Annotated in this window: 4 protein-coding genes; 1 reads left to right on the forward strand and 3 read right to left on the reverse strand. The window is 71.2% G+C overall.

Annotated features, from left to right (window positions below; all coding sequences use genetic code 11):
• Positions 1-180 precede the first annotated feature (180 nt).
• Entirely contained in the window at positions 181-549 is a 369-nt protein-coding gene (locus AB0F81_RS49955) for a DUF6401 family natural product biosynthesis protein (protein WP_360211297.1), read from the reverse strand.
• Positions 550-635: 86 nt separating this feature from the next.
• Entirely contained in the window at positions 636-4,577 is a 3,942-nt protein-coding gene (gene hrpA / locus AB0F81_RS49960; RefSeq protein WP_360211299.1) for an ATP-dependent RNA helicase HrpA, read from the reverse strand.
• A 126-nt stretch (positions 4,578-4,703) separates the two neighbouring features.
• Here hrpA and AB0F81_RS49965 point away from each other — a divergent pair, with 126 nt between their 5' ends.
• Entirely contained in the window at positions 4,704-5,084 is a 381-nt protein-coding gene (locus AB0F81_RS49965) for a response regulator (RefSeq protein WP_360211301.1), read from the forward strand.
• 3 nt (positions 5,085-5,087) lie between these two features.
• Here the strand turns inward: AB0F81_RS49965 and AB0F81_RS49970 are convergent.
• On the reverse strand, positions 5,088-6,445 hold a 1,358-nt coding region (locus tag AB0F81_RS49970), incomplete at its 5' end, for an ATP-binding protein (protein WP_360211303.1).

Below are 6,445 nucleotides of genomic sequence, written 5' to 3' on the forward strand. Positions count from 1 at the left end.
GCGGTGGACGCGGCACCCGGCACGGCCGGGGCCGCGACGATCGGGGCGGCCACGGCCGGCGCCGCGACACCCGGCACGGCGAGGAGAGCGAGGAACGAAAGCCTGAGGAACTTCATGGCACAAAGATGGCTGATCGTCCCGTTTGGTGCAGAAAAGACCGGAAAGGTAGATCGTACGAGGTCAGAGCAGCCCGGCCTCCTCAGCGATCAGGCACACCGCGACCAGCCGCAGCAGCACCCAGCCGGCGGCCATCCACTCCGTCGGGTTGGCCGGCGCCTCGCCCGGCTCGGGGATAGAGCCGCCCATGCGCACCGCCCCGGCCGCGATCGAGCGGGCGTAGGACGCCAGGCCCTCCGCGCCGACCTCCCGGCCGGCGTCGTGCAGCGCCTCGCGGACGGCGGCCGCGTGCTGGTCCACCCGGGCCAGCAGGGCGGGCTCGGCGAACGCGGCGGCCAGGCCGTCGACGCCCACCCGCGCCATCAGGTCGTCGAGGTGGACACCGGCCGGGACGGCGGCGGCAACGGCGGCGATCGAGGCGAAGTTCGTCATGCCGACGACGCTAGAGGCCGCTGACCAGCATGAACAGGGGCGTAACCGAACGGCACCCCAAGCACCACCGGCTGCCAACCGCGGCGTCAGATCGGCAGCGCGTCCATCGCCTTGTAGATCCGCTTGTCGGAGATCGGGTACGCCGTCCCGAGGGTCTGCGCGAAGTAGTTGATCCGCAGCTCCTCGATCATCCAGCGGATCTCGCGCAGCCCCTCCTCCGCGGGCCCGCCCGGCACGGCTTCGGCGCGCAGCTCCCGGTACTCCGACTCGATCTCGTGGATCTGCGTGGTGAGCTGCCGGTCCCGCCCGAGGCTGCCGCCGAGCCGGTCCAGCCGGTAGACGATCCCGCGCAGGTAGCGCGGCATCTGGTGCAGCTGCCGCCAGCCGGTCTCGGTGACGAAGCCGGGATGCACCAGACCCTTGAGCTGCTGGCGGATGTCGGCCAGCGCCGGCAGCAACGCCGGGTCGCGCAGGCTCTTAAGGCGCTGCTCGACGTCGTACGCCGTGGCGAGCACCGCCTGCACCTGGGTGACCACGTTCGCCACGGCGTCGACGAGATCCTCCCGGACGGTGTCGCGCAGCGACGCGAACTCGACCGACGACCACACCGGTCCCCCGGCGTCGGCGACCAGCCGGTCCACGGCCGCGCCGGCGCAGTCGTCGAGCAGGTCGGCGATCGACCGGTACGGGTTGCCCCGCGACAGCTCCAGCTTGGCCCGGTTGTCCAGCCGCCCCTGCAGGTACCGGGCGGCCGGCGGCAGCGTGAGCAGCAGCAGTTTCCGGGTGCCCGCGGTCATCGCCACCCGCTGCGAGGCCTCGTTCTCGAAGACCCTGATCGCCACGCTGTCGCCCTCGTCGACCAGCGCCGGCCAGACGTTGACCTCGTAGCCGCCGCGCACCTGCGCGACCCGGCGTGGCAGCACCCCGAAGTCGTTGGTGGTGATCCCCCGCCGCTCCAGGTTGCCGGCCGCCTTGGAGATGGTGGCCTGCACCTTCGGGGCCAGCTGCCGGCGCAGCACCTCCAGGTCGCGGCCCTCGGCGACGACCTCGCCGGCCTCGTTGACCACCCGGAAGTTCATCCGCAGGTGCTCGGGCACCTGATCGGGACGCCACGCGTCGCGGGGCACGATGGTGCCGGTGAGCCGGCGCAGCTCGTTGCCGATCGCGTCGGGCAGCGGGCCGCGCCGGGCGGGCACCCGGTCGAGGACCGCTTCCGCCCAGTCCGGCACCGGGACGAACGCGGTGCGCAGCTGCTTGGGCAGAGCCCGGATCAGCGAGATCACGACCTCCTTGCGGAAGCCCGGCACGGACCAGCCGAAGTCGTCCGCGTCCAGCTTGTTGATCAGGTCGAGCGGCACCCGCACGGTGACGCCGTCGGCGTGTGAGTTCGGCTCGAACTCATACGTCAGCGGCAGTTTCACCCCGCCGGCCAGCCAGGCGTCCGGGAAGGCGCTGGGATCGACCGTGTCGCGGCCCGCGTTGACCAGGTCCTCGCGGGTGAAGTGCAGCAACTCCGGATCGTCGCGGCGGGCTTTCTTCCACCAGCCGTCGAAATGGCGGGCGGAGACGACCTCGGCGGGAATGCGGGCGTCGTACAGCGCGTACACCGTCTCGTCGTCGACGGCGATGTCGCGCCGCCGGGCGCGATTCTCGATCTCGGTGATCTGCCGCAGCAGCCGCTCGTTGTCGGCGAAGAATTTGTGGTGGGTCTCCCAGTCGCGTTCGACCAGGGCGTGCCGGATGAAAAGCTCGCGGGAGACGACCGGGTCGACCTTGCCGTAACCGACGCGGCGGCGCGGCACGATCGGCAGACCGTAGAGCGTGACCTTCTCGAAGGCCATCACGGCGCCCATCTTGCGGTCCCAGTGCGGTTCCGAATAGGTGCGCTTGACCAGGTGCGGGGCGAGTTTCTCGGCCCATTCCGGCTCGATCCGGGCGTTGACGCGGGCCCAGAGCCGGCTGGTCTCGACCAGCTCGGCGGACATCACCCAGCGCGGCTGGCGCTTGAACAGCGCCGAGCCCGGGAAGATGGCGAATTTGGCGCCGCGGGCGCCCAGGAATTCCCGCTTCTCCTGGTCTTTCATCCCGATGTGGCTGAGCAGGCCCGCGAGCAGGGCGGTGTGCACCGGTTGCGGCGCGACGCCCGCTTCCCAGTCCTCCTTCACGGCGAGATTGAGGGTACGGGCGACCTGCCGCAGTTGCGCGTAGATGTCCTGCCATTCCCGCACGCGCAGATAGTTCAGGAATTCGGACCGGCACAGCCGCCGGAACTGGTTGCCGGAAAGCTCCTGCTGTTTCTCCCGCAGATAGCGCCAGAGGTTGAGGAACGTGAAGAAGTCCGATTCCTTGTCGGTGAACCGGGCGTGTTTCTCGTCGGCCTGCTGCTGTTTGTCGGCGGGCCGCTCGCGCGGGTCCTGGATCGACAGGGCGGCCGCGATCACCATCACCTCGGCGACGCACTCCTGCCGGTCCGCCTCGATGACCATGCGGGCCAGCCGGGGGTCGACGGGCAGCTGGGCGAGCTGACGGCCGAGCGGCGTGAGCTTGCGGTCGTCGAGCGCGCCGAGCTCTTCGAGCAGCTTGATGCCGTCGGTGATGTTGCGCCGGTCCGGCGGGTCGATGAACGGGAACTTCTGCAGGTCACCGAGACCGAGATTGGTCATCTGCAGGATGACGCTGGCCAGGTTGGTGCGCAGGATCTCCGGCTCGGTGAACTCGGGCCGCTGCTCGAAGTCCTCCTCCGAGTAGAGCCGGATGCAGATGCCGTCCGACGTCCGCCCGCAGCGGCCCTTGCGCTGGTTGGCGCTGGCCTGCGAGACCGGCTCGATGGGCAGCCGCTGCACCTTGAGCCGGTGGGAGTACCGGCTGATCCGGGCGGTGCCGGGGTCGATCACGTAGCGGATGCCGGGGACGGTCAGCGAGGTCTCGGCGACGTTGGTGGCGAGCACGACCCGCCGCCCGGTGTGCCGCTCGAAGACCCTGTGCTGCTCGGCGGCCGACAGCCGGCCGTAGAGCGGGACGATCTCGGTGTTGCGCAGGTCCCGCTTGTTCAGCGCGTCGGCGGTGTCGCGGATCTCCCGCTCGCCGGAGAGGAAGACCAGGATGTCGCCGTCGAGCGGCAGCTCGTCCACCGCGGCGGAGATGCCGTCGATCTGGTCGATCGGCTCCTCGCGGATCTCGTCGTCCTCCACCAGTGTCGTGGTGAGCAGCGGCCGATAGCGCACTTCCACCGGATAGGTCCGGCCGGACACCTCGATCACCGGGGCCGGCTTGCCGGCGGCGTCGGCACTGTGCCCACTCGAGAAGTGCGCGGCGAACCGCTCGGTCTCGATCGTCGCCGACGTGATGATCAGCTTGAGGTCGGGCCGTTTCGGCAGCAGCTCCCGCAGGTAACCGAGGATGAAGTCGATGTTGAGGCTGCGCTCGTGCGCCTCGTCGATGATCAGCGTGTCGTAACGGCGCAGCATCCGGTCGTTCTGGATCTCGGCGAGCAGGATGCCGTCGGTCATCACCTTGATCATGGTGTCGTCGCTCACCTGGTCGGTGAACCGCACCTTGTAACCCACCGTCGAGCCGAGCGGCCGGTCCAGCTCCTCGGCGATGCGCTCGGCCACGGTGCGGGCGGCGATCCGGCGGGGCTGGGTGTGCCCGATCTGCCCGCGCACGCCCCGGCCCAGCTCGACGCAGATCTTGGGGATCTGGGTGGTCTTGCCGGAGCCGGTCTCACCGGCGACGACGACCACCTGGTGGTCGCGGATGGCCGCGGCGATGTCGTCCTTGCGCGCGCTGACCGGCAGCGCCTGCGGATAGGTGACCTTCGGCACCGAGGCGAGCCGGCTCTCCAGCCGCAGCCGGGCCTGCTCGATCTCGGCCTCGATCTCGGCCAGGACGGCGGCCCGCGCCGCGTCGTCGCGGATCCGCCGGGTGCCCTCCAGGCGGCGCTGCAGCCGCCGCTCGTCACGGGGCAGTAACTCGGAGATCCGGGAACGCAGCTCGGACACGGCAGCAGAGGCAGGCGAAATCGACATGGCGCAGCAAAGGATAGGCGCAACCGCCCCGAAACGCCTGGTGATTAACGCCGCCCCGTTTCCCCGCGGTGGCCTCGATCGGTAACTGAGGGGACCAGCTAGGCAGCAGGCGATGAGACGGGGTCAATGGTGATCGTTGTCGCGGAGGACCACGAGGACATCCGGTACGTGTTGCAGCGCTCCCTGGAACGCGCCGGGCACCGGGTGGTCGCCGCCGCGGACGGCGCGGCGGCGCTGGCCGCGATCCGGGAGCACCGCCCGGATCTGGTGGTCACGGATGTCGACATGCCGCACATGACCGGGCTGGACCTGTGCCGGGCGATCCGCGCCGACGACGACCTGCGGCACATCCCGGTGGTGGTGGCGAGCGGCTCGCTGATGCCCGGCGACAACCTGGCCGAGGACGCGGGCGCCTCGGCGACGCTGCTCAAGCCGTTCGTCCCGGCTCAGCTGCTGGCGCTGATCGCGAAGCTGCTGCCGCCCCGCATGGTCTCCGACGGCGCCTGAGCGTCACTCGCGGCGCGGGCGGCCCTGCGCCCCGGCGTGCCGGCGCGGTTCCGCCTCCTCGGCGGGCGAGTCCGGCGCCGACGGCACGCCGGGCGGCATGCCCAGCCCGGGCAGCTGGGCCGCGTTCATGATGGCCGCCCGCTCGGCGAGGGCGCGTTCCAGCGCGGCGCGGACCGCCTCGTCGTCGTCCGCCGGCGCGTTCTGCTGGCTGGTCACGGTGGGTTCCTCCTCAGGGCTCGCGAGGGCGGCGGGCAGCGTGAACCACATGCGCGTACCCCCACCCGGGTTGTCGGCGACGCCGACGGCGCCGCCGTGGCGTTCCACGATGCGGCGGCAGATGGCCAGGCCGAGGCCGGTGCCGGCATAGCGGGCGGCCTCTTCGGTACGGTGGAACGACTCGAACACGTGCGGTTTGTCGGCGTCCGGGATGCCGATCCCCGCGTCGGCGACCTCGATCCGCACCCGGTCCGGCCCCTCGGCCACCCCCGTCACCTCGACCCGTGGCACGCTGCCCGGCCGGACGTACTTGAGCGCGTTGCCGATCAGGTTGTCCAGCACGTGCCGCAGCATGGCCGGGTCCGCCTCGACCGGTGGCAGCGGGCCGACCGACCACTGCGGCGCCGGCTCGTCGTCGCGCCGGTGCGCGATCCGGTCCTGGATCACCTCGCGGACCAGCGGCTCCAGGTTCACCGAGGTACGGCGCAGCGGTGCGTGCCGCGCGGTGGTGTAGGCCAGCAGCGTCTCGATCAGCGTGTCCATCCGGTCCACGGCGCGGACGATCCTGCGTATCGAGTCGCGCACCTCGGAGTCCTCCGGCAGGTCCTCCAGAGCCTCCTCGGCGTGCCCGCGGACCAGCGCGAGCGGCGCCTTGAGGTCGTGCGCCACCACCCCCGCGAAGATCGACAGGTCGGTCTCGTACCGTCGCAGCTCGGTGATGTCGCGGAAGACCGCGACCGCGCCGTGCAGGCCGGCGCTGTCGTCGAGGGGCCGCCCGTCGATGCTGATCAGGACACCGTCGGGCCGGGCCTCGTTGCGGATGATCGCTTCCACCGCGTCCGCCGGCTCGCCGCGCAGCGCCCGGATCAGCGGCATCTCGTCGACCGGGAACGGCGTGCGCCCGTCCGGCCGGAACATGCCGTAGTACCGCTGCCACTGCTCCGGCTGGTCGTTGTCGACGGCGATGCCGAGCAGGCGTTTCGCGGCCGGGTTCTGCAGCAGGAACCGGCCGGTCTCGTCGACCATGCTGACGCCGTCGCTGATGCTGCTCAGCACGGCGCCGAGCAGGCCGGCCTGCCGGCGGCTCTGCTCCTCGGCGGTGCGCAGCTCCGCAGTCGCGACCGCCACCTGCGCGCGGGCCCGGG

Source organism: Actinoplanes sp. NPDC024001 (genome assembly GCF_040638955.1).
Lineage (GTDB): Bacteria > Actinomycetota > Actinomycetes > Mycobacteriales > Micromonosporaceae > Actinoplanes.

Excerpts from the sequence above, each read along its gene's own strand:
- AB0F81_RS49955 (WP_360211297.1), bottom strand. The coding sequence starts at position 549 with ATGACGAACTTCGCCTCGATCGCCGCCGTTGCCGCCGCCGTCCCGGCC.
- hrpA (WP_360211299.1), bottom strand. The coding sequence starts at position 4,577 with ATGTCGATTTCGCCTGCCTCTGCTGCCGTGTCCGAGCTGCGTTCCCGG.
- AB0F81_RS49965 (WP_360211301.1), top strand. The coding sequence starts at position 4,704 with ATGGTGATCGTTGTCGCGGAGGACCACGAGGACATCCGGTACGTGTTG.